At 35.9% G+C, this 25,285-nt stretch carries 20 protein-coding genes; 7 read left to right on the forward strand and 13 right to left on the reverse strand.

Annotated elements, in window-relative coordinates:
- The first annotated feature begins 9 nt into the window (after positions 1-9).
- From BK581_RS07260 to BK581_RS07275, 4 genes are all read left to right on the forward strand, one after another.
- On the forward strand, positions 10-1,578 hold the full coding sequence (locus tag BK581_RS07260; RefSeq protein ID WP_078577539.1) for a response regulator: 1,569 nt from the start codon (positions 10-12) through the stop codon (positions 1,576-1,578).
- Between the two features lie 647 nt (positions 1,579-2,225).
- Positions 2,226-3,650 carry a sugar porter family MFS transporter gene (locus tag BK581_RS07265; RefSeq protein ID WP_078577540.1) on the forward strand — a complete coding sequence of 475 codons (1,425 nt, stop codon included), beginning with the start codon at positions 2,226-2,228 and terminating at the stop codon, positions 3,648-3,650.
- 741 nt (positions 3,651-4,391) lie between these two features.
- A complete protein-coding gene (gene rpsN, locus BK581_RS07270; protein ID WP_078577541.1) occupies positions 4,392-4,661 on the forward strand; it encodes a 30S ribosomal protein S14 in 270 nt (89 codons plus the stop codon).
- 64 nt (positions 4,662-4,725) lie between these two features.
- Positions 4,726-5,781: a GTP-binding protein gene (locus BK581_RS07275; protein WP_078577542.1), complete on the forward strand. Its 1,056-nt coding sequence runs from the start codon at positions 4,726-4,728 to the stop codon at positions 5,779-5,781.
- A gap of 163 nt (positions 5,782-5,944) precedes the next feature.
- On the opposite strand, the gene BK581_RS07280 is transcribed toward BK581_RS07275, so the two are convergent.
- On the reverse strand, positions 5,945-6,391 hold the full coding sequence (locus BK581_RS07280) for a VOC family protein (protein WP_169837597.1): 447 nt from the start codon (positions 6,389-6,391) through the stop codon (positions 5,945-5,947).
- A 427-nt stretch (positions 6,392-6,818) separates the two neighbouring features.
- Between BK581_RS07280 and BK581_RS07285 the strand changes: the two genes are divergently transcribed.
- The 3 genes from BK581_RS07285 (at position 6,819) to BK581_RS07295 (ending at position 9,120) form a co-directional block, all read left to right on the forward strand.
- A complete protein-coding gene (locus BK581_RS07285) occupies positions 6,819-7,580 on the forward strand; it encodes a MerR family transcriptional regulator (RefSeq protein ID WP_078577544.1) in 762 nt (253 codons plus the stop codon).
- A gap of 21 nt (positions 7,581-7,601) precedes the next feature.
- On the forward strand, positions 7,602-8,243 hold the full coding sequence (locus tag BK581_RS07290) for a hypothetical protein (protein ID WP_078577545.1): 642 nt from the start codon (positions 7,602-7,604) through the stop codon (positions 8,241-8,243).
- A gap of 427 nt (positions 8,244-8,670) precedes the next feature.
- Positions 8,671-9,120 carry an AraC family transcriptional regulator gene (locus BK581_RS07295; RefSeq protein ID WP_078577546.1) on the forward strand — a complete coding sequence of 150 codons (450 nt, stop codon included), beginning with the start codon at positions 8,671-8,673 and terminating at the stop codon, positions 9,118-9,120.
- 319 nt (positions 9,121-9,439) lie between these two features.
- Here BK581_RS07295 and BK581_RS07300 read toward each other — a convergent pair whose 3' ends face one another.
- From BK581_RS07300 to BK581_RS07350, 12 genes are all read right to left on the reverse strand, one after another.
- On the reverse strand, positions 9,440-10,558 hold the full coding sequence (locus BK581_RS07300; protein WP_245828926.1) for an erythromycin esterase family protein: 1,119 nt from the start codon (positions 10,556-10,558) through the stop codon (positions 9,440-9,442).
- Positions 10,559-10,724: 166 nt separating this feature from the next.
- Positions 10,725-13,631, reverse strand: coding sequence for a type 2 lanthipeptide synthetase LanM family protein (locus BK581_RS07305; RefSeq protein ID WP_078577548.1), 2,907 nt, complete (start codon positions 13,629-13,631; stop codon positions 10,725-10,727).
- Between the two features lie 94 nt (positions 13,632-13,725).
- Entirely contained in the window at positions 13,726-13,893 is a 168-nt protein-coding gene (locus tag BK581_RS20095; RefSeq protein WP_169837599.1) for a class II lanthipeptide, LchA2/BrtA2 family, read from the reverse strand.
- A 131-nt stretch (positions 13,894-14,024) separates the two neighbouring features.
- Positions 14,025-16,154 carry a peptidase domain-containing ABC transporter gene (locus BK581_RS07310; protein ID WP_078577549.1) on the reverse strand — a complete coding sequence of 710 codons (2,130 nt, stop codon included), beginning with the start codon at positions 16,152-16,154 and terminating at the stop codon, positions 14,025-14,027.
- Between the two features lie 16 nt (positions 16,155-16,170).
- Positions 16,171-19,329 carry a type 2 lanthipeptide synthetase LanM family protein gene (locus BK581_RS07315; RefSeq protein ID WP_078577550.1) on the reverse strand — a complete coding sequence of 1,053 codons (3,159 nt, stop codon included), beginning with the start codon at positions 19,327-19,329 and terminating at the stop codon, positions 16,171-16,173.
- Positions 19,330-19,443: 114 nt separating this feature from the next.
- The gene (locus BK581_RS07320) at positions 19,444-19,617 is read right to left on the reverse strand and encodes a plantaricin C family lantibiotic (protein WP_078577551.1); all 174 of its coding nucleotides are present in this window, start codon (positions 19,615-19,617) and stop codon (positions 19,444-19,446) included.
- Between the two features lie 422 nt (positions 19,618-20,039).
- The gene (locus BK581_RS07325) at positions 20,040-20,699 is read right to left on the reverse strand and encodes a response regulator transcription factor (protein ID WP_078577552.1); all 660 of its coding nucleotides are present in this window, start codon (positions 20,697-20,699) and stop codon (positions 20,040-20,042) included.
- 238 nt (positions 20,700-20,937) lie between these two features.
- Positions 20,938-21,132 (reverse strand): hypothetical protein, encoded by a 195-nt coding sequence (locus BK581_RS07330; protein ID WP_078577553.1) that lies wholly within the window; start codon positions 21,130-21,132, stop codon positions 20,938-20,940.
- A gap of 83 nt (positions 21,133-21,215) precedes the next feature.
- Positions 21,216-21,950: an ABC transporter permease gene (locus BK581_RS07335; RefSeq protein WP_078577554.1), complete on the reverse strand. Its 735-nt coding sequence runs from the start codon at positions 21,948-21,950 to the stop codon at positions 21,216-21,218.
- The gene (locus tag BK581_RS07340; RefSeq protein ID WP_078577555.1) at positions 21,934-22,860 is read right to left on the reverse strand and encodes an ABC transporter ATP-binding protein; all 927 of its coding nucleotides are present in this window, start codon (positions 22,858-22,860) and stop codon (positions 21,934-21,936) included. Before BK581_RS07340 ends, BK581_RS07335 begins: the two co-directional genes overlap by 17 nt.
- Positions 22,861-23,067: 207 nt before the next feature.
- Positions 23,068-24,426, reverse strand: a complete 1,359-nt coding sequence (locus tag BK581_RS07345; protein WP_078577556.1) for a HAMP domain-containing sensor histidine kinase — start codon at positions 24,424-24,426, stop codon at positions 23,068-23,070.
- Positions 24,423-25,097 (reverse strand): response regulator transcription factor, encoded by a 675-nt coding sequence (locus tag BK581_RS07350; RefSeq protein WP_078577557.1) that lies wholly within the window; start codon positions 25,095-25,097, stop codon positions 24,423-24,425. Before BK581_RS07350 ends, BK581_RS07345 begins: the two co-directional genes overlap by 4 nt.
- Positions 25,098-25,285 lie beyond the last annotated feature (188 nt).

Here is a 25,285-nt window from a genome sequence, read left to right on the forward strand (position 1 = left end):
GAGCATACGGTGCTAAGAATTATGCTCGTCGATGATGAACCCATTGAAAGAGAAGGTCTACAGCTTATACTACGTAAAAATCGCTCTAACTTTACTGTTGTTGCTGAAGCTGAGAATGGAATAGAAGCTGTGGAAATGGCTATTATACATAAACCTGACCTCATTTTTATGGATATTAAAATGCCGGAAGTTGATGGGTTAGAAGCCATTAAGCAAATCCAGCCAGAACTTCCAACTGCAAAGTTTATTATGGTCTCTGCTTTTGATACGTTTGATTACGCAAGACGCGCTATGACCTATGGCATTAAAGAATACTTGTTAAAGCCAAGTAAAATATCGGAAGTTTTAGAGTCATTTGATCGCATGGTGGCAGAAATCGAAACAGAAAAACAGAACTTGGCCGAAAAGCAAGAAATGAATCATCGCTTAGAAAGAGCAGGCTCCTTTATTGAGATGGAATTTATTATGTCACTGCTGATGGATCATGTGCATGAATTTGATGTGGAAGTATGGAATGATTGGATTGATATAGAAAATAAACGAGGATATATCGCAGTTTTCTCCTTCCAATTTAATAGAGTGCACTCGTCTCGGAGTGAAAAGTCCCAATGGTACCGCCTTCTGAAGGAAACGATTCAGCGGCAATGTGATCGTTGTTTAGTAGGGCCATTAACCGGTTTTCAAGTTCCAGTATTCTTTTTTGATACGGCAAATGACATGGTAAATGATGAGAAGAGACAGCAGTTTGTAAGGAGAATTATTCCTTCAGTACAAAGCAAGCTGATAGGGTGTCACGTATTTGCAGGTGTTGGAACGGTTGTTTCTGACATTACTCAAATTGGGGACTCTTATAAGGAAGCCATTTATGCGTTGGAACTTGTACACAATCATCCAACTGCCTCTTATATGGTGTACAATGACAAATTAAAACAGAAACGCGCCGAGCTACTTCCATTTGAAATTGAAAAAGATTTAGTGGAAGCTATCAAAACAGGTGATTCTCAAAAAGGATTGCATCTGTTTGAAACCTATTTCAACGTGATTCAACAAGCCTCAGATTATCAAGTAAGAACAATACATAAAGCAATGGAGAATTTCTATATTGTTCTCACTCGCTCTCTACAAGAGCTTGGTTTTGAAGAGGACATTCAAATTAGTGTAGGACAATTAGAAACATCGATGCAAATAAAGGAAGCTGCAAAAGTACAATTAATTGATCTGATCACACGTCTACGAGAATGGCGTGCCCATGGTATTCACTTCCTACTCCTACAAGCAAAAGACTATATTGATCAACATTACGACCAGGTCATCACGCTTGAAGAGGTGGCCAATCACATTGGCATTAGTTCATATTATTTAAGCAGATTATTTAAAGATAAGTTTCATGTAACATTTATTGAGTATCTCACTTCTGTCAGACTACAAAGAGCTAAAGGTTTCTTACTAGATGGCTCAATGTCATTAAAGGAAATCGCACTGAACATTGGCTATAAAGACCCTAATTATTTCAGTAGAGTCTTCAAAAAAGAGACTGGTCTAAGTCCCACTGGCTATAGAAGTAAGTATCAACAGTAGTGTTATTTTTGCGAGTTTATATAAAAACGGGCATTGAGCTATGAGGATAGCTTGATGCCCGTTTTTGCATATAGTCCACATACTTGTTTATTGCAAACTTTTATAGATGCAAATAACATACCAATGAGCGTCTTGAGGTAGTTAATTCATATTACTTCTGAAAATACAATATTTTCGCAAAGAAAGTTGGCTTTAACAAAATAATCTAGATGATAACAACAAATTGAAGAAGAAAGCGCTTTCCGATAAAAAACCGTGTGTTAAATTAAGTTTGTTGAAAGCGTAATCATTAAAAGTTCGAGATTAAGAAATAGACATAAAAAGAGAATGAAGCAATTTAATTAGGACGGTTCACACAACGAATAATTTTGATTGCTTCTCTTAAAATGTTTGTTTAATTAAGGTGATCACTGCTTAAGATGATTCCCTGAGGATAAAACGCTTTCTGAAGATTCACTTTTGCAAGATGTATATTTATAAAACCTTCAATGAGTGGACGTTTCACTTCTCCTACTGATTGATAGTTGAATGAAGGAGATTCACGTCCATCTACAAGAGATCACTGGCATCATTCGTGTTTTACCGAGAATATTTATATTGTGAAATTAATTGAAGAACAAAAAAATGCTTTATGAGGAGGACTAACCATGTTAGAGAAACATTCATCTTGGTATGTTATTTTAATTGCAGTTTCAGCAGGGGTCGCTGGACTAATGTATGGTTTTGATACAGCAGTTATTTCAGGCGCTATCGGTTTTCTTGCTGAAAATTATAGCTTATCGCCGGCGATGCAAGGGTGGGTTATTTCTTGTGTTATGATCGGTGGTGTGCTTGGGGTAGCGCTGTCTGGCTTCTTAAGTGACAAATATGGTAGAAAAAATATTATGTTTCTATCTGCAATCCTTTTTATCATTTCTGCATTAGGCTCTGCTTTTGCAACTGGTGTGACGATGTTAATCTTCGCAAGAATTATTGGGGGATTCGGAATTGGATTTGCTTCCGCTTTATCTGTAACATATATCAGTGAGTGTGCACCGCCAAAAATTCGTGGCAGACTCGGCTCTCTTTATCAATTATTCACTATCTTCGGTATTTGTGCGACGTTCTACATTAACTATGGGGTTGCTAACAGCGGTAGTTATGCTTGGGGGTTAGATACAGGGTGGCGCTGGATGCTAGGTTACGGTGTTTTTCCAGGTTTAATATTTTTTGTTCTACTATTCTTCATTCCTGAAAGCCCAAGGTTTTTAATGCAAAAAGGTAGAGAAAAGGAAGCATTTCAAACCTTAAAGCGAATAAACGGAGAAGCAGTAGCCAGACAAGAAGCTAAGGAAATTAAAATCTCAATTGAAACGGAAAAGAGCTCATCTATTAAACAATTACTAAAGCCTGGTCTGCGTATGGCAATGGGGGTTGGTATTTTCTTAGCATTGTTTAATCAAGTAATTGGGATGAATGCCGTCACATACTATGGGCCAGATATTTTCCGGAGCGTTGGATTTGAAAATAACACAGAATTCCTTGCCACAAGTATTATTGGTAGTGTGCAAGTAGCATTTACCATAGTGGCGCTCCTGCTAATTGATAGATTAGGAAGAAAGAAATTAATGGCCATTGGTTCAAGCCTTATGGCAATTTTCATGGTACTCATTGGAAGTGTATTCTACTTTGAGCCTATCAATAGTGGTCCCCTACTAGTCATTTTTATAGCTGGTTTTACAGCAGCATTCTGTGTCTCCATGGGGCCCATTCCATGGATTATGATTCCAGAAATCTTCCCCAATCACCTTCGTGCGAAAGCTGTCGGTATCGCAACTATGTTCCTATGGGGAGCTAACTGGGCAATCGGTCAGTTCACACCGATTTTAATCAATAACATGGGTGGCGCTTTTACATTTTGGATGTTCGCTGTTATTAACGTCATTTGCTTTACCTTTGTAATGACCATAGTACCTGAAACAAAAAATAAAACGTTAGAAGAGATCGGACGCTTTTGGAAACCTAAAAGTGAGCAAGGCACAGAGTTTAAAAAAGAATTTAACAAAGATTTAGCTGCAGGAAAAATAGATTAGGAGAACCTCAATAGCTTAAACTTTCAGGGAACAAGTGGCTTTTCGTTCAGCCATATGATTGCGAAGATCTTTTTGCCACTTGTTTCTTTATCTAAGCATACCTCACTTCAAACCATGATTTTACTTCACTAACAACCACGTAAATATGAAACCGAATAGCTAAAGTATGTTATTTTGAAGGACATTTAGCTATGCTAAAAGAAACATTCCCAAGAAGATGTTACATGTCGTGTAGCTGTTGCCTCCCACACATCTTTCAACTCTCTCTAACTTCACTTTCTCCTTTACTCTTCTCTTTTGCTATCTGTTTAAGCATCCTATTAATATTATTCAAACTTAGTAAAATAAAGCCTAACATAACAAATGTCACAATTTCTCCAGTGAAAATGACACTTCAGCTCATATTAAAAAATAAACACTATATACCATCAATTGTTCATCGTTTTCATCCTTCTTAGTTTTATAACACGAGCCTTTAATCAGTGAACGTTTTCCCTGATTGTTAGTTGAGTCAATCAGGACATTACCGGACGTTAGCCCCCCTAAATAGATGTCACTCTCCTCTCTATTTTCAACCGGAAGTTTTACGGACGGTTATAGTAATTGCCACTTTTTAGCACCTAATCAAGTCATAGCACGTAAAACTGTAATTTGCCTGCTCTTTACTTCATTGAATTTTTACGGTATGATAATGCCATAAATCGTAATTGTTTCGATTTAATTAATGAAAGGATGATATATGTGGCTAAAAAATCGATGGTAGCAAAGGAAAGAAAACGACAAGCCCTTGTGGCACAATACGCAGATTTACGAAGAGAGTTAAAGGAAAAAGGCGACTACGAAGCGTTAAGAAAATTACCTAGAGACTCCTCCCCTACTCGCCTGACGAGAAGGTGTGAAATGACCGGAAGACCTCGCGCTGTATTACGTAAGTTTAAACTTTCAAGAATTGCGTTTAGAGAACTAGCACATAAAGGGCAACTCCCAGGTGTGAAAAAATCAAGTTGGTAACTCCCCATCACTTTTCGCCTAACTGGTGCCTGAACAACCTTTATTCTCTTTAAGGAGAGATACAATGACTGACACTTTTACATTACCGATAACACTCGTAACTGGGATGACTGAGCAGGGAAAAACCTCACTTATTAAGCAGCTCAATCGATACAGGGTTAATACAAAAAAAGTGATCCATTTCCGTGACCCAAATAGCACCTATAGGTGTGATGCTGAAGGTCCGTACTTTCAGAAAACACCGGTGACAGAAGTCTTTCATGATATGGAAGCAACCTCTTATGACGAGCTAATGGCGTTGCTATATCATATTCAAAGTCAGAAAGATGTGGACGAAATCATCGTGACTAAAGCGTATGATTCTAATTTAGATTTACTTCTCTACGACACTCAAAAAGGGGGACCTTTCTTTCAAATCACACACCACATCCATGTAATAGATGCTGTAAACTTTTGGTTTCAATATTCATCAAAGGATACGGTTCAAACTAAGTCGATATTTCATGCAGAAACGGTCGATCATACAATTGGAGAATTGCTTGTTCTTCAATTAGAATTGGCTGATAGTCTATATATATCCAATGAACACCGGCTGAATGAAGAACGCTTAAATGAACTAATCTGGTTTCTAAAAAAGCTCAACCCTTTGGCAAATATTATGACGCATGCTAATTTTAACAAGCATACGTCTTCCATAGGTGATACAATCTGGCCTGAGGAACACAAGGCCGACTACCTTTACCGCCATCAACTGCAAGCATTCAAACCGAAAAGTCCTTTAGCACTAGTGGGAGATTACGGAATAGAGACATTTATTTACCAAAGCAACTCTCCTGCTTCCTTAAGTCAGCTTAAAGCTTTTTTTTCACATCTGCCTGACGGTATTCTGCGAACAAAAGGGGTGTGTTATACTCCTTTTACACATGAGAGTCACACTATTTCCCAAGTAGGTGCTTCAGTTGAAATTATGTCAGAAGATCCCCCCTATGTGAAACCTTCAACCTCTGAATATTTAACTGAATTTTTGTTCATAGGTCAGCATCTAAATCCACAAAGCATTCGAGAAAAACTAGATATATGTCTATCAGATGTGAGCTATCCTTTAACAAAGGAGCATTGAATTATCTCGTTACAATCCTCTGCAATCAGTGAGAGCTTTCGTTCTTCTCCCACTGATTGGCCGTTGAGTACATCATGACATGAGCAACCGTTATCTCCCGCCTAAATAGAGTTTGCTTTCTTCTCTATTGGAGGCGGGATTTACGGACGATCATCTGTGATAATTAGTTAAATTTCTTATCTTCTTCAAGTAGATCACGGTGCCATTTATCCTTTGATAATTCGGAAAACAATTCAATCAAATTGCCATCTGGATCTCTAAGATGAACTGCTTTAATACCCCAATCAGGTCTATCTTGAACCCCGCTAGCGATGTCTACGTTTTGTGACTGTAGGCGAATAACCATTTGTTCTAACTCTTCTTCCACTTTAAAAATTAATGCAAAACGATCTTGTGCCTGAACAGCTGTTGGTAAAACGGTTGTCCCTACCGCCTCAGCCATCGCATGACGATCAAAAATAGCGAATTCTTTATTCTTACCAGCTTCAAAACTTACATAACCACTTCTGCTGTCACCCCATGTTACCTTAAACCCGAGAATATCTTTATAGAATCGGTAACAATCTGCAAATTTAGTCACTAACAAACGGACATTATCTAGCTCACACATTGTTATACTCTCTCCCTTCATATGAAATTACCATTCATTTTATAGAAATAAATCCATTATGACTTGTAAAAATCGGACATTCGGTATTTTTAATACTGTTAAAAAGTGAAGAAATAAAGCTAAGCTTCAATCGGTGGGGTTTTACCTTAAAAGTAGGATAAAATGCCTTTCAACAGTGGGAGGTTTACGGACGGTTATCTATTTCACATGCTCCGCCACGTTAATTTAAACGAAATTAACTATTGAAAGTGACGTAACGTCATTTTGTATAATAAAATAAGGTGGACAATTCATTTCAGTGAGCTGAAACATCGAGAAATCAGGTGACGTGCTGCTCATCTGATTAAGTTCCCCACCTAGTACGCTGCTGGCTACCCCTTTAAAGCATTTGAGAACTAATTAACATTAGGAGGACAAACCATTTTCTATGATTTCTATTAAAGAGGTGTCTAAACAGACAGGTGTTACAGTGAGAACACTACGTCATTATGACCATATTGATTTGTTAAAGCCTTCAGGGAAAACGGACGGCGGGCATCGACTATATGGTGAATATGAAATTAGAAAATTACAGAGCATTCAATTTTTAAAAACATTGCGGTTTAGTTTACAGGACATTAAACGTCTTTTAGGTGACGAAAATGATGATTGGTACAATCAATTACAAAAGCAATTGAACTACTGTTTACAGGAGAAACAAAAAATCGAACAAGTAGAGAAATTACTTCGTGGCCTCATGAATGAATTTATATTAAAGGGGGAAAATGACCTCCTTCATTTACAAAAACTTATTCGATTATATGAAAACAACCTATCTCAGAAAGAACAGTTTTTAACGGAAAAATTTAACAAAGAAGAAAGAGCCTTATTAGACCTTTTACCAAATATGAATCAAGGTGATCCAGATACAGTGGAGTGGCTGTCCTTATTAGCTCAATTACAAAAACATATGAATAAAGGCATTGCAGCAGATGAAGTCCAAGGTATTATTAGGCGGATGCTTGAAAAAGAAAAAACCACTTTTGGAACGAATCAAGCATTCTCCGATAAAATTTGGGAGATAAGAAAATCACCAGAAGCCTCGGCCAAGGCAGGCTTTTACCCGCTTGATCCTGAAGTTCTTCAATTTATTGAGGAAGCAGCAGATTATCATGACAAACATAAAACAGATGCTCAAAACAATTATTAGCCTCACGAAGGGAGCTGTCCGATGACATTCTTTTTAGATTATCAATGGGAGATCTTTATTTTGGTAGAAATTCTCTCTCTTATTTCGTTACTTCTTTTTGGATTTTTCCGCTATTTTTTAGGAAGAAAGCACGTTAGCTTTATATTCATAGTTATTTTTCTTGTGTTTCTTATCCTAGAAGCTTTACTCGGCCTTTTCATCTACACACATACTGGAGAATTTTCCACCTTTCAAATAGTCATTACCATTTTTGTGATCTATGCATGTACCTTTGGTATCTTTGACTTTCTTCGACTCGACCGGTGGATGCGCCGTAAAATTGGAAAACTTCGAAACGTGGAATTACTTACAGAAAAAGATTACGCTATTCTTGAGCGTAATAAAAATCCGAAATATTTAGCTAAAAAATATCGAATTAGTGCGTCAGTACACTTACTCGTCTTTCTCTTAGGGCAAAGTTTTTTGTGGTTCATAGGTACTAGCGATCTGACTGAAATGGTCAGCTACCTCACAGATTTTTCCTGGGTAGAAGCCGGAACAGCTGCCAATTCTCCATATGCTAACGAAACGATGTATGCAATTGGCATGCTGTGGGGAGTCATTTTTATCATCGATTTTATCTATTCTATGTCTTATACGGTTTTCCCAAGCGAGAAGTCATAAGTACTTGACGCCTAGTCATTATCATTAAATAATGTTATGGGGACGACTAAAGCGACTGATCTATTCATTCAGTCGTTTTTCTATTTCGAAACTAATTTTTGTCTGACCGTTATCATGTGAGACATCCACTCGACCTAATTTCATAATACATATACCTACTCATACATTGATCTTCCGCTACAGGTGGACGGTTACTGTGATAAAACCTCTCACATCAATGCATCTTCAAACTCCGTTCATCTTCTTAGAGTCACCGTCTTTCAACAAACCCCTTTAAAAAAAGCCCAAATGATAGAAACTTTTTGTCTTTAGTCACTTGTTCGTGTTAACCATTCATTCTTAAATTTTAAAAAATGATATGACTATATTTTTATACCATGTTACATTCGATGTACGTCACCTATTACTAAACAAAGGAGAAGGAATAATGACTATTAACATTGAAATATTTCCAAAGTACCGCATTGCATATGTAAGGCAAGTTGGTCCATATGGCTCTGCTAACATGCAAGCAATGGAAAGATTAAAAAAGTGGGCTGTGAAGAAAAATCTTCTAAAATCAGCTATAATACTTGGCATTCCTCAAGATAACCCTGAGACCACACCTCCTGAGAGCTGTAGGTATGATGCATGTATTGTGATTTCAAAAAACTATCAAATTGATGACTCGATCGAAGAAAATGAACTTGCTGAGGGGAAATATGTTATATGCAAAGTCAAACACACACCGGAAGATGTTCAAAGAGCCTGGACTCATATAGGTACTTTTCTAGAAAACACTCAGTACCAAATTGATAACAAACCAGTTGTAGAAAGGTATTCATTTGAGATGATTAACAACGGTTATTGTGAATTATGTGTCCCTATCATATCGTAATGTTGACTCGTTTTAACTCTTATAGACAAGACGTTATCCATATCCCGCTAACGTCTTGTCCTTTGGATAAGTAAATCTTGTTCTCATTTTTCAAAGTCTAATATGTTCCTCAGCTTAAACGATATGACATACCTGCCAGCGTTTTTTGCAATAGAGTTATTTCGGCCATGCTCTTAACGTATCTCGCTCCTTCACATCGGTCGTTGTTTCTTCGAGTGTCTACTAGACTAATGTGTAACATCAATAGAAATGATAAGACGTGAGGCTGTGCCGTTTATTCTGGCGCGTTTGAGCTAAAAAGATGTGAGAGTGCTGCACATTACGGCACTTTTTCGTGTTTAGGAAAAGCAGGTGAGACATTTTTGAAAAATAGTAGTCCATCGTACTGACGAGCTGGGACTAGTGATTGACGTAGGCCCCCACCCTCATATACTCTCCATTTATGCTCTCCCCATTCAAGTTGACTTGATATGAAGCTATTCTGATAAGGTGCATGGTTGAGTAACCATTCCATATGCTTGCGTGTCGATTTTTTTATGGAATAAGCATTTCCCATCTGATCACTCATCTCGCCATTATGTGCATAGAGAGCCATTACAAAGCTTTCATTTTTTATTGAGTCTTTGAGATTTTCAAGGATGGACTTATAAGGGGAAAGCAGACTATCTTTGCTATTTTTTCGAATGTGCATATTATGGGCCCAAATAATGAATTTCTCATGGGGATAGATTTTCTCAGCCAGGAACTGTAAGTTATCAGCCATCATTTGATCTCTCAATTCAAATTGTCTGAAGAAGCTTTGTTGAACATTAGCTTTGCAGTACGCTAACCTATTCTCTATAGAACGAACGATTATGTGTTGCAATGTTTTATCCTGATGTTTTTGTCCCTGTACTTCTTTTAGCAAATGTGTGCCAAGGCTATCGAGCTCGCTGACAGACTGCTTTAACTTTCTTTTTTTAAAGAATCCTCCATACTCTAAAATATAGTTGGTTAAACGTTCAAATTCTATCAATAACTGCTTCACAGACGAGGGGAGATACGATTCAACAAACGGAATAAAATGCTTGCCTGCGCTTTGCTGAACATCCAGACCTGATAAATGTAAAGACGTTCCCTCCTCCGTGTCTTTCATGTAATTAAATAATTCAAGATTATAGTCATTGTGCCAAACTCTCCCTATAGACCCTTCCATAAACTTTAGTGGCGTTAGCTCCTTGCGTAAATAATCACCGATTGAACAATCTCCTAATTCACTCTCAAACGCTAGAACATTGAAACCTAATTGCGCATGCAGGAATTTAATGAGTTGTATTTTCGCCATGCTGTATTGTTTGACACAATGGCTGCTCTCTCCTATAAACACAAACCTTTTATCTTTTAGTTGATCTTTCAAAAAGTCAAAACGGTATTGCGACTCCTCTTGGCCGATATCCACACTTTTTTCTTGTACTTCTTTTATTAGGCTCTCCGTGTTCATCCTCGCATTCCTCCCATCACGATTAGGCTGTGACACCCTCTGAATTTAAACTGTAAAGGTGAGGATAGTAACGTTTCATTTTAAACGCTGTCTCATAAACTGGAAACAATGAGGGAGGAGGAAGTCAATCTAGTAACAAAACAGAAGGAATGTGATTATTTTGTGCTCTTAATAGTGTGTATAATTGACCCGTTCTACCAAGCATAAAACCAACACTTGAAAAATCATTTTTCACACCATTGTTCCAACCATTTGTAATCATATCCTCACGATAATGAGTTAACCATTTGTTAATCGTTTGTTCAATTTCTTCTTTCCTCTCTGCTAAGAAGGGATCGTCTTTTATCGCAAGTAAACTATCAAGGTTGCCTAACGTGCCATGACATAAGGAATTTCCTTGTGTATGATCGTCACCGTATTTTAAAGTGGTGGATAACGCGTCATTAATATAATTTACCGAGCACATCGTCCCCATATTTTGCTTAATTTTCAACCTTCCTAGTAAAATCCCTGTAGCACCATGACACCAAAAAGGGGAAGAAAAAGTCATGTTATTTTGTCGGTTATCTTTCCAATCACGTTTATCATGATCGAAGAATTTATCTTCATAACGTAAAGCTTTTGTAATAACATTTGCTATGTCTTTTTTTGTTTCAGTTGATGCGATCAGCGAGAATTCTGACAGAGCATAACATATACCTGTTAAGCCATGAGAAAAACCTGTTAATACAGTATCTTTAAAAGAATCTGCTTCCCAATATAACTGATTATTCTCTCCCTTAACTTTGGAAAGAAGCGAACGATAAACGAGAGACGCAGTCTTCTTTAGCAAAGGTAACTTATGATTTTTGTAAAGCAGGCTAAGTAGTTTGAGGATACCTGCTAATCCACCGATAAAATCAGTTGCATGGATATTATCAAGGTTCTTAGTTAGCTGGAAACAAAACTTTTCATACTGTTTGGTGACATTTTCCGTCGTTAATATATTTAATTCTCTAAGCTTTTCGATATAATAGATATACGATCCTAAGCCATAATAAGCTGAAAAGCTATCTTTCACCGTGCTATTTTCTAGTATGTTGACTACTGAATGATGTATATGTTGTAGTTTTTCATCCGAAATTATTGCTCCTGGTGCATGATAATGAGTATACGTAGCTAAGTATAATACAATACCAGCGAGTCCATCATATAATCCGAAACTTAGAGGCCCAGCCACCATCTGTCCGGATGGACTTATAGATAACGACATCCACTGAACGCCATCTCCATATTCTAAGCGTTCGTTAAAAATAGTTGTCGTCTCTTTTTGTAGTAAATCATCTATACCTTTTATTTCCAATCCCACCCTATACACTTCCTCCGTATTAGAAACCTCATGTGTATCACAATTAGCCAAACTAGCTGACAATGACATATTAATTAATTTCACTTGAAAATCAAGGTCTTCAGTAGACAAGTTTGCCATTCGACTTTCTACTTCTTGTTTCGGACTATTTTTAACGATTTGACAGTTAACGACCTCATCTTGACTATTGTACAACTTCGTTTCATTAAAATTTGCATAAAAATATGGGACATCTCCTTTATAAAGATCACACTTTTCATATGGCACGATGGTACGAAATGATTGAAAATCTTCATAGGAGTCATTAAAAAAAGACAATACTCGTTCTCTTTCTGAAAACTCCCCTAAATACTTTGGGTGAAGTAATGACTTTAAGAAACTCGTATATATATAAGTGGGTCTCGTGACGATCCGGACAGGAAAGTCTGGGAACTGATTAATGATTTTGCTAATAGAAAGATAGTTTTCCCTAAAAAAGGCATATACATGTTCAAATCCTTTAATAAATTCCTTTTCATATCCAAAAATCTCAATAATCTCATTTTGATAGACTGGTAAGTTGTCTCCCCTTGTCATCAATGTAGGCACCTTTTGAAGGGCCAGATGATCCGTTCCCTTATACATCACTTGTTCCTCGTCATACGACTGATTCTCTACATTCGAAAGCGCATATAAGTGCATTATTTTCGTCTCTTCCGGATATGTCGTATGATTTAAAAAAAGTGATTTATAAACTGTCCGATTCAGGTTATCTAGAAATTGTTTTGGTTTTTCTATCTCATCAACGCCGTTAAAATACAAGTTCGGTTGAAATAACGTTTCAAGATCTATTAATACCGGTTTTGATCCATGTGCCATTATATTTTCATAATGAAAATCAGAGCCTTGAAACATATAAATAAATCCTAGATGCATGCCTAATTCTTTATAGAAAACCTCTGCCTCTTGTTTTTCTTTCAAAGGTAATGGTTCTATATATTCCTGCCAACCGTAATCACCTCTATCACATGTTCTCATTGTTTTTAAATTGGTTTGACACGTTTCATTAAAAAAAATAATAATGTCTTCGTATAAGCAGTCGACGGTTAGGGATCTTGGTTTATATACGAGTGTATTTTCTTCACATTCGAGGATAGCTACTGAATTTCCATCTCGATGTGTATCACCCATATCAATGGATGCCTTTAATAGATCACCTAATGTTATCCTCAGTTTTTTTTCTATATATGTATGGTCATTTTGATAGCGTTGAATGATTTTTATATGATTATGGAGAAAATTATCTTCAATAGAAGTGATCATTTCAACTAATACAGGGTATTTCTCTAAGATGGCCTCAATATTATTAGGGTCACCCAACAAATTGTTAAACGCTTTATAATATTTCGTATCATCGGACGGATCATACTTCTCAAATGTATTATGAAATTCGTAAATAACCATTTTAGACATGACATTAACTATTTTTCGTTTATAATTGACTAGTAATGATGCAAGCAGAGATTCTTTTTGAACCTTATCATCTGGAAGCCTGTTTATTGCTTCAGTGACGCGTTTTTCAAAGGTTGAAACAAAGTATGAGAAAAAAGGAATAAAAAAGTCATCTTTATTAAATACGTTATTAAACTCTGTGATACTTTCTTTTACTATTTGATAGCTTGCCTCTTCTACATATCTATCCACGTGAGATGTCCCCTCCTTCTTTCAATAGTACAGCCTTTTAAATGGTTATCGGGTGTGATAAGCATCACACCCGATATTCATTAAGTATCTAAAATTAGCCATTACACGGTTTTACTACTGAAGCGCATTGTGTTGTTGGACAAGCAGCAGCTGAAATCGGGATTGTGATTGTCCACGTTGCAGGTTGGTTATCATTAGATCCACCAGCAAGGTTCTTAAGCTCTGTTTCAGAAATTTCTTCAATTCCGTTAACTCTTTTCATGTTCTCACCTCCTTTCAATAAAACGAACCTTCAATCAGGATATTAGCGGCCGTTATCTCTCTCCTAAATAGATTTAACTCTTCTTTCTATTTTGAGTCGGCCGTTATACAAACGGTTATCTGTGATATAGGTTATACTAATTGTTTTTTATCTCTCGACTTTAATTGAATTAACATGCCATTGTTTAATTCATAAATGGATTCATACTCGCTTATTGAATCTGTACGATGGGTGATAGAAACCACGGTCATATCTCTTTTATATAAGTTAAACAATATTTCTTTCTCCGTCGCCTTATCGAGGTTGCTTGTCCCCTCATCAATGAGAAGAATTTTTGGATCTTTGGCTAGAACTCTCGCAATAGCAATTCTTTGTCTTTGTCCCCCAGACAGGCTGACGCCATTTTCTCCTATTACCGTGTGATAGCCCATTGGAAGACGTTCAATATCGTCATGAATACATGCATCCTTTGCCGCTTGTATTGCAGCATCATCAGAAACTAAATCGTTGAAATACTTAATGTTATTCATAATGGTTTCATTAAAAAGACTCACATCTTGTACAATAAACCCAATATTTTCCCTTATTTTCATTAAATTAATATCCTTGATGTTATGAGGACCGAAGTATATCGAGCCTTTTGTAGCTGGATAAAGACCTGCAATCAGTTTGAATAGCGTTGATTTTCCACTTCCAGTTTTACCGATGAGCGTTATCTTCTCTTTTGGATGAATGACTAAACTAATATTTGAAAGAATATCTTCTCCATTGTCATAGCTAAAATGTACGTGCTCGAACGTAATATCATCCGTAGCAGGATTAAAGGTTGCATGACTTTCAACGTTATTTTGTTCATCTTCTTCTTGAAGAACATATTCCACTCGATCGACCATTTCTTCAACCATCTTGACAGATTCTAAACTACCAATAATCGAACCTAATGGTGCCATAAATCTTCCCGCAATTGTGGCAAAAGCAACTATGGTACCAATCGTGAGCCCGTTTTGCATGCCAATCGCTATACCGATAATTAAAACAAATAATGGTAATGATAAATTAATAGAATTCGAAACTCCTCCAAGTAAAGCCGAAGTATTCATCCTTTTTGAAAAATGACCGATCTGATCATTGAATAATTGATTCATTCTCATTTCGATCGATTTTGTATCTCCTACGGTTTTGATAAATGTCATAGATCTCAATATTTCAACGAGTTGACTTTGAAAATTGGCTTGGCTGTTTACTTCTTGTTTTGTGAACATTTCAATTCTCGGCAATAAAAATGTGGTGAAAAACACTTGTAATCCAGCGCCTATAAATACTAGCAATGATAATGTTGGAGAATAATAGAGCATAACTCCGCAAAAAACAATTAATAAGCTGATATCTAAAATAAGTGTTGAAGCTAATCTTGAAATTATTTCTCTTATAACTGCTATATTATTAATCCTTGTGGCAATATCACCTGAAGAATTTACTTCGAAGAAATTCATAGGCAAAGAAAATATTTTTTTAATAAATTGATTCGTTAATCCTTTGTTAATACAAACTTGAAGCTTGATTATCCAATACATTCTGAGAATTGATAGACCAAAAAATAGGATGGTCACGCATACTCCTAATATGGCTAACAAGTCCAAGCGTATAGCGGTTTGTTTATTGTCCATAAAAGCGTCAATCACATATTGCGTGAGAAAAGGTGTAATTAAATTGAGAAATTGAAAAACAAATGAAAGGAGAATAATGTAAACGAGCATTTTCTTTTCTTGAAGTAAATATTTCCTAATTTTATTAACTAAGGAAACACCTTTTAACTTAGTATGAGAGCGTGCTGCGTCTTTCTTTGTAAGTTTAATCGCAACTCCGCTATAATCTCGTTCAAATTCTTCTGCTAAAATCGTTTTTCTACCTGCGGCCGGATCAATGATAGTAATAGTATTATCTTTAATTTTTTCAATAATGACGAAATGGTTGTTTTTCCAGTGAACAATCATCGGACATTTAAGTGCATTTTCCGCTATTTTTTCCGTTAAATTTAGGGCTTTAAAAGCCTTTAAATCGTAACCATGCGTCTTCGCCAAAGTTTTTAGATAAAGTAAATCAGTGCCTTCACGTCCTATCTGCTTCCTATCTTGTTTTAACTTTCTTGGATCAACACGGTAACCTTCTTCCCAACTCATGATCATCGCAAAGCATATGATGCCACAATCATAATTGCTTTTTTGAAGAATCACTGGTATTTTCTTTTTTAACAATTTCATAATATGCACCCTTTGGCTACTCTATTTTATCGAGTTTCAAACTCAGAATATTCGGAACTCGTTCATCACATGCAAAGAGCGCTCCATAGATAATCCCAGCCATTCCTACCATTAAATTCGGGGTTTCTACTTCCCTTCCAACGCCACATTTATAGCCTTTCTCTTCACCAATTTGTAAGCTTTCCAACATTAAATTTTGGGCCATTTCGACCACATCAGGCTGGTTTGTTTCCCGCCCATAGGCAATTAATATTGCGGCATTTCCTATATCTCCGTGACATAAACTATGTTCTCGCCCAAAACCATCATAGAATATATTATCCCTCGCCATATTCATATCAATTTCAGCTTGCTGGGATATTTTCTTCTCATGAGAAACGGCGAGACCTAACCGACTCAATAAAATACCTGGAGAGCCATGGCACCAAGCAGAAGTGGCTGCTTCTTCAATCGGTTTCCTTCGATCAATCCAGTTGTCTTGAACCATTTGATTATTCTCGTAATTCATCCCTTTCATAATCACTTCAGAAATGGTTTCATCCTTTAAGTAATTATTAAGCAATGAAAGCGAATATATGATGCCGGCATTTCCATGAGAGTAGCCAGTTAAAGGCTGTTCCGCTACACCAACCCATGAGATCTCATTCTGATTAATGTCTACTGCATTGTTCATAATATGTTCGCAGCATTGCGCTGCCGTTTTTAAAAATACATCGTTTCTCGTCCACTCATAACAACTTATTAAAACTGTTATTGCGCCAGCTGCCCCTCCGATAATGTCGAATTCTTTATCCTGTTCAATTAGTATTGTAATCTTATCTGTTAACTCCAATGAAAGTTCTTTATATTTCTTTTCTTTCGTTGCAATGTAAAAGTTCATCAACATATATATGATAGAGGAGACTCCAGAAAAAGCACCAACGGAGATATGTGTTTTTCTTTCCTCTGATAGCTCTAAATCTTTAAATCTAACACTTATATCCTCTACAATGTCTATTGCTATATCTAAGTACTTTTGCTTTTTAGTCACAATCCATAATGACAGATACGTCATCGCCATGCCCGACAACCCGTCATACATTGTGTCCCCCATCGGAACGAGATTCCATTGAATTTCCTCTACACCTACAGGGGTTGAATTTAGCCAGGAATAGTTAGGCTTACCATTATTAGTCCCTTTAAAAGATTGTGAGTAGATATGCTCTGCTATCTCCTCAGCCTTTTTAATAAAATACTGCTGGGAATGAAATGGCTTCTTGTAGTCCTCAGGATTTTTTGTAACAAATTTCTTTAATTCTCTCTGTCTGTCATCTCCTGATGCCAGCATCGATAAATCAATGACTTCTAGTTGAAAATCTAACTCTTCTTTGCTTAATCCATTTATTTTCTTCCGCACAAGCTCAAATGGGGAATGTGTGAAATAGTCTGCTATGACTTTGTTTCTCGACGTGAACAAGTCTTTAGAATGAATAGGTAATTTAAAATAAGGAATATCATCATTTATCAAATCACTGTATTCATGTTTGGCTAAAGGAATATAATTCTCATTCACTTTTATTTCTTCCCAAATCTTTGCTAAGTAGACCTCACGATCAATCGCATTATGGAGAAAACGAGGGTGTAAACTTAACTCAAGAAAAGAAGCATATTTAACAGTTGGTTTTGGAATGAATCGTACAAATACAGCGTCCGAAAAGTCGTTAATAACTTTTAAGATTTCCTCAGAATATGAAGAGATAGTTTCAAACACCTTAGCGAATCCATCTTTTATTTCACTAACATAATCTTGTGCATAAACAAACTCACCATTCCATTTAGGATGATTGGATGAGGAGTCCATGCTGACATATTCTCTCTCAATTTTCATATCATCTTTGTTAGGATTTTTAATCTGCGGAAGCTTGATAAATGATTGCACTTTACCTTTTCGCCCTATTCCACTAATATCAACATTTTCCTTACCAAAGAAAAATGGAAGTAACCCTAACGTCCTTACCGAAGAATTTAATTTTTTTTCAGCTTTCACATAGGCACTTTCTGTATCGGTCTTTAAATGTTCATATGGAATATGGAATAGAGATTCTAAATCTACTAGTACTGGGAAACTACCATTGGCAATAATGTTTTCCGAGTGAAAATCTACGGCGTTCAGTGTATATAAAAGAGCTATCTGTCCACCCATTCTCCGATAAAAGTTTTTGATATCTTGTTCATCTGAACATTCTTCATAATGGATAAATTCAACCCAACCGTATTCTTTTCTACTTATCACTTTAGGAGTAGAGATCTGGTATTGATCACCATCAACCTTTTCATTGAGCCAAACGACTATTTTTTCGTAAAGTAAATCGATATTTAAGTTGCGTGGTTTATATATCAAGACGCTATTCTCTAAAATGACTTGGGCTACTTTCCTACCATCCGAATGCGCATCTCCCAATCCTACTTCTATCGTTTCAATTTGTTCAATTTCAGTTTGATTAGAGAGTGTTGCGGAAATTTCCAATTTATCATGGTCGTATCTGGTTAGTAATTCAGTTATAAACTTTTTAAATTTTCTTATCTCATTGGCTATAATTCTTAAAAGACCTAGATAAAAATCAAAAAATGAATTTAAATACTCGGAATCGTTTAAAAGGATATGATTATAATAGCGATACTTCTCTTCTTTAGTATTCCCTTGTAATTTCCCATTTTCGCGATTTATATTTAAGTCCAATACAAGCGTTCTATAAGAAGTTTTTAAAATTTGCTTTTGAAACTGAGTAGAGACATCCTTTAAAAATTGACTTTCATCTTTTAAATTATGTTTGGCTGCTTGATAGCGATTTGAAACCGTTAATTTTTTTATAAAATAGGAGGTAATTTTTAAAGCAAATGTATGAAATAAAATATCCTCCGAACGCTCTTTAGGATCTATTTCTTGATTGGCTATTTCTTGCTTTAAACGTTGATAAACGTTCAATTTAAATGTATATTTATGTAAATCAGTGTTATAAAGGCGACGGACTCTCTCTAAAGAATTAATAGATAAAACATTATGTAAGCTTTCTGTGGCGAGTTGTGTATCACCTTTGTATACAATGTCAATATTACGATCTAAGAGGCTTGCGTCTTGAGCCGCTCCGCTCTCCTTTTTCTCGCCGCATCTTAAGATTTTCAGCATATTATTCATAAATCTATCAACTCCTTTTAATGAAGAAGGGGGAAGCCCCCTTCTATCGTCTTTTGCAATACTAGGTGGATCTTTTTTGCTATGATGTGTATGGAGCCTAAGTATGATTTCTTACTAGCACCAACATGTGTGAGTTGGGCAAATGCTGCATTCCCAAGTAATGGTACAATATTTCCCATCATTACCTTGGGAAATCCCTTGAACGTCAGCTCCTCCGCTAACAGAATTCAAAGAGATCTCTTCCATCTCTTCTGCTACATTTCCAGCAATAGCATATAGCTCTTCCATCTTTATCACCTCCTTTAATTATTTAAAAACTTTACTATTTTCTGTTAATTCAACTTTAATAGATTTATAGAGTTGTGTCAGCGAAAATATTGCTTCGCCTATACGCATTTATAAACTGGTTTACCGAAGCATATTTTGCGTCCTTTCACTAAATTAACCTTTTCACGTTAATTACTGAATGTTGATTAGCTGCATCTGAAATAAAAACGTGCCCCACCTACCTCTCCCTCGATTATTTGATGAACGACAAAAAATAACAGCAAGATACCGCAGAAACACGACATCTCGCTGCTGTTATATTAACCATTGTATACACTAGATACGCTAAAAAATCGTTCACTCTCCTCAAAGGTAAATTCATCGTTCCAATGATTTTACTTGATTAAACGTTACTTAATACCTTTTTTAAATTACATGGCAGACTAGCTAGGGATTTCTTTTAACGTAATAAGCGAATACTTATTTGCCTTACTTAAAGCCTCCGTTCTAGATTTTACGCCTAACTTATGGTAAATCTCTGTCAACGAATATTCTACTGCTCGTTGACTAATAAGAAGTCTATCGGCAATTTCCCGATTCGTTAAGCCTTCAGAAATAGATAGAATAATCTTCTGCTCTCTTTCCTTTAACGTAATATCTCTTAAACCATGTTTAGTAGTGAGTTCAGCTTTTGGCTCTGTTCGTCTTAGCTGCTTAAACAGTTGAGTGGGAAGAACTGTTTCACCTCGGACAACACATTCTATCGTATTAATGACCGTTTCATATGAGGCTTCTTTGCTGATGAATCCAGACACCCCAATTTCCATCAGTACATTGAAATACTGAGATATATCGCCCCCTGTAAAAATAAGGATTCTTTTATCAGGATCATTCATTAAAATTTGTTTTGATAACTCAAAGCCATTTAAATAGGACATGAATAAATCGAGTAGAATAACATCGTAATCAACGTTTCCAATTCGTTCAAGAACATTTCTACTATCCGTCGCAATATCTACTGCCATTGTTTTATTTTTCTCCAATAATAACTTGAGACCTTGCACAACACATACATGATCATCTACCAAAAGCATATTTATCATAATATTTTTCTCCTTAATTATTATTCATCTCTTTATCAACAAGAGATCTTATCTAAAAAGTAGAAACATATCACTCTATGAATGATTTAGCATATCATGTACAGGTTACTTCAGCCTGTACTAAGTCACTTTGAAGCTAGGTTCAGAGAAGAAATCTTCCCTGTCCCTTTCACGATTGCGTTGTATAAGGTATCTCACTAAAATTTCCATACCGAATAAACTTTTTATTCGTATAAATCTAATTGGAGCTAATAAAAATAAACATTGCAAAACTAATAATATAAACAATAAATAACCCAATTACCCATTTAGTAGACTTACGTCCTTTATTCAATATACCTCCTTTGAGTCCAAAGTTAAGAAGGTTAGCAATAAAAACTGCCAGCGCTCCACCCAATGAAATAATGGCGATAATAAATGTTATTTTTTCCATTAGAATCCTTCCTCTCTATTGAATGTATTTAACACTTCATAGAATGTGAGGCTGACGTTTAATACCCTCCTGATTTCGTACCATCAACTCATTCTAGTCTTTTGCGAATATTTATATAATCCTAATAAGGAGGTCGCAATATAAGCAAAAAAGATAGCACTTCCCCACAATTCTAGCTGAGTTCTACCGTATCCCATCGATGAATCAAAAAATTGGATACTTAAGCGATAGGCAAATGAAAAAGGGAAAATAATTGAAAAATCAGCTCCAAGTAAAATCGTCGTAACGAAAATAAATGCAACACCTGCAATCACTACGCTGAGAATATTCCTTGTCATAAACACCAATAATGCCGCAACTGGAATAATCAGCAATATTAAAAATGAAAACAGAAAGGAGGTGAAAAAGTGGGTAACAACCGTCATTAACTGGATTTCTGTTCTAAATAATACCCACAAAGTCACGAGATGGATCACATGATTTAAGATAGCTGTCCCTAGTAATAATATAAAGGCAGCAATCATCTTCGAGCCCATTAGACTGAAATTATGAAACGGATACGAGATCCAATTTAATGTCGTCCTGTTTTGAAATTCAGTGTAAAAAAAGAAGCCAGTAAAAATGAATACAAGTGTAGGGAAAAGAATGGCATATTGATTAAACACAAAATAATAGTATTTACCTGCATCCATCTCGCCACTCATCATTAACATGCCAGCTGTATTGATCAAAAAAGGTAAAAAGCTGACGACTAAAATAACATACACCATCTTCAAACGTTTTAATTTGGTTAATTCATTTTTAATAAGTAAGTTCATATTCTTCACCTCTAGATAATAGCTTTAAATATAAATCTTCTAATGAAAGCTCGAATACTTCTAGTTTTATAACTGGAATCTTATATTGTTCCAGTAACACCTTGACCTCCCTTTGTCCAAAGGGGGACACAAATTCTACGTAATCTTCTTCTTGAAATATCCGTTGTCCATGAAGTTCTGTCATTAGCTCTGGTTGTAAATCAAAAGGTGTACTCAGCTTATACATATAATTTTTTGTCCGATCCACCATATTCATAGCCATTTCAAAAATAATGTTGCCATTATTCATAAAAATGATGTCGTCCGCCATCAAATCAATTTCATTCAGTAAGTGACTGGAAATAATCACCGTCGTTCCTTTACTTGCTACCTCTTGGATAAGCATCTCTCTTACTTCCTTTATTCCGTGTGGATCTAACCCATTTGTCGGTTCATCAAGTAACAACAGTTTTGGCTGATGAGCCATGGCTCTCGCTATACCTAACCGCTGTTTCATACCTAATGACGTTTCAGAAAATAACTTCTCTTTATGTTTGTAAAGACCAACCTTTTTTAATAAAGAACAAATGTGGGCCTCTGACAAATCTTGATTTAAATATCTCATATGAAGAAGGAGATTTTCCATCAATGTTAAATTGTCATAAAAACCAGGAAATTCAATAATACTGCCAATCGAACTTATTAAACTCTTATCTGGATGATCATATAAATTTTGTCCTTGAAAAGTAATGGTGCCTGACGTCGGGCGAAAAACACCTAGTAAAACTTTTAAAAGTGTCGTCTTTCCAGCACCGTTAGGGCCTAAAAGGCCATAAATCTTTCCCTTTTCAATATTTAAGTTGACCTCACTAAGAACCGTTTTCTTTTTTATTTTCACCGTCAAGTCTTCTACTTTTAATATATTTTCCATATAAATGACACCTTACCTTCCTCTCCATTTATAAGTTAAGTATAAACAGGCAAGGTTAAATTCTATCCTTTTTCTAGGTTAAAAATAGATTAAAACACCGTCCCCTGTAGCCCAAATTAAAAAAAGTGTGTATCCATCTTGCTTACGGATACACATTTAACGTACATGTTCATATACATATCAAGTTAGAGACTCAGTTAACCTTCACTACTCACTGCCTGTCTTTTTAACGATAGGCTGAATCGTAATTGTCGTCCCTAGTGTTTTATCAGAAACCGTTTTCTTTAAGTTCATTTGCTGCAACATCATATCTACAATCGATAGTCCAATCCCCGCACCACTTAACTTCGAAGGCGTTGTCATGCCCGGACCGTGATCGCATATTTTTAAAACAGAGGTACCTTGTTCTCTCATCGTTTTCACAGCGATATACTTTCCTTCCCTTGCATGCCGTTGCACATTTTGAAACAGATTATCTAGAACCCTCCGCAGCCATGTTTCATCAACTTCCCATTCAATCGGCAGTGTCAAATCTACCTCAATATCAAACCCGAGCTCTTCAAAAATAGGATACCAAGCGATGATAGACGAGCGGACGACTGTTGTAATATTCAATGATTGTTTATTAATTGGTAGTTTCCCTTCACTTAGTACAGTGTACGACGACAAGTTATCAATTAGTTCAGCCATAAAGTTAACCTTTTCATTGATAATTTTAAGTGATTCGTTTGCTCTCGGATTTAATTCGTACTGATTTAATTTATGGGAGTGACCATTTATAATAGACAACGGTGTACGTAAATCATGCGATAAATTAGCAATGAGTCGCTTACGAATGACCTCCTCCGTTTTTTCTTTTTCTCTACTCTCCTTTAATTGCTTTACCATTCTGTTAAATGAGTGCTCTAATTGACCGATTTCATCATCCTTTTCTACGTTCATTTCCGAAGGAACGAGCTGATTTTTACTGACCTCCATGTTTTTTTGAATTCTCACAAGTCTTTTCCTTAATTGGTTAAAGAACACCCAAGAAATGAAAACAAAGAGAAACCAAATTAACCCTAAAGCAATAAACCAGACAAACGAATAACGGTCTCGAAGAACTTCCCACTCTGATCCAATATAAGCTTGAGGAATTCTCAGCAAGGCATAGCCACTATTTTCCGCTCCTTCTACATAAGAAAATGTTGTAAAATAATCATCCTCTTGTTCTGCCTTCATATATGCAATCGTCTCAGATACACGCCATTTTTCATTTAGGTCCTCGGTTTGACCGTCAGACATGAGCAAATCTCCTTCATCACTGAGCCAAAAAATCATAGATTCAGGGAACAAATCAATACTTTTTAGATGATCTATCACATCATCGTTCGCCATTCCTGTTAGGGAAGTGACTTGCTTGTTCCATTCTTCTTCTATTTCATCCTGTTCATAAAACTCTTCAGACGTAAAATTGCCTAACTGCATAATAACGGAATAGTAAAGGAAATTCACACCTAAATAAGAAATCGGAAAGATAAAAAGCGACAACAAAATGATCATGATATACTTTGTTGATAGTTTCACTGTTTCACTCTATAACCGAGTCCGCGAATCGTTTGAATGATTTTCGGGTCCTCTGGCTTTTTCTCAATTTTTTGTCTTAAATAACGGATATGTACATTTAACGTTTTATCTCCCTCAATATACGGCTGGTTCCAGACATTGGAATAAATTTGTTCTTTCGTTAAAATTTGATTTGTATTTCTTAATAAATAATGAAAAATTTTAAACTGCTTTTCAGTTAGAAAAATCTCTTCATTCGTTTCAGTATTAAAAATCTGATTTGCTTTTAAATCAACTTTTAAATGGTCAATATACACAACGTCTAACGTTACTTTCTCAAATCGACGCAGCAAAATATCAATTCTTAGTAGAAGTTCTTTCGGGTGAAAAGGTTTAGTTAAATAATCATCCGCGAATTCTAATCCTTTGAGTTTATCCTCGATGGCCGTTCTTGCTGTCAAAAACAAAATAGGAATAGTTTCATTCATTTCCTTTATTCTTTGTCCTACTGTAAAACCGTCCAACCCTGGAAGCATTATATCTAAAATAACCATCTCTACCTTATCAAGGTACCGATCAAATTGGTTGCCTGATTTTAACCATGTCAATTCATAACCATTATCTATTAAGTTTTGCTTTACTAAATCTCCTACCTCATTGTCATCCTCTATGTATAAAATATGATTCCCCATAGTATAGCCTCCTCCGAAACAATAATTAAATGTGCGGATCATATCTTTCCATCAGTCCCTTTTAATACCTTTTTAGCTTAACATGATTTTCCAAGCTCGTGAATATTTAATTAGATATTTGGGAGATGACCAAAAACTTCCACTGATTGAAGCTTCGTTTTATGACAGAGGTAAATAAAGTATTGAGC

Origin of the sequence: Salipaludibacillus agaradhaerens (assembly GCF_002019735.1) — a bacterium.
Classification (GTDB): Bacteria; Bacillota; Bacilli; order Bacillales; family Salisediminibacteriaceae; genus Salipaludibacillus; species Salipaludibacillus agaradhaerens.